The organism is Chryseobacterium sp. CH25, from assembly GCF_004119455.1.
Classification (GTDB): domain Bacteria; phylum Bacteroidota; class Bacteroidia; order Flavobacteriales; family Weeksellaceae; genus Chryseobacterium.
Genome location: NZ_NRQT01000136.1, coordinates 1 through 232 on the forward strand (window position 1 = coordinate 1; position 232 = coordinate 232).

At 38.4% G+C, this 232-nt stretch carries 1 protein-coding gene; it reads right to left on the reverse strand.

Features of this window, described 5'->3' with window-relative positions:
* Positions 1–45: 45 nt before the first annotated feature.
* On the reverse strand, positions 46–232 hold a 187-nt coding region (locus BOQ64_RS24340), incomplete at its 5' end, for a hypothetical protein (RefSeq protein ID WP_228448545.1).

A 232-nucleotide genomic window follows, 5' to 3' on the forward strand; every position in this document is an offset into this window, starting at 1 on the left:
GATGCTTTTACATTAACTATCCTTGCTTGGGTCTTCCCAAATCCGTCAAAATACTGAACCCGATTTTCTGAGGTTTTTGAAGGTGTTAGTTCCATTATATTCAATATGGATGACCATATCTCTTCCCAGCGGTGATGCTTTTACATTAACTATCCTTGCTTGGGTCTTCCCAAATCCGTCAAAATACTGAACCCGATTTTCTGAGGTTTTTGAAGGTGTTAGTTCCATTATA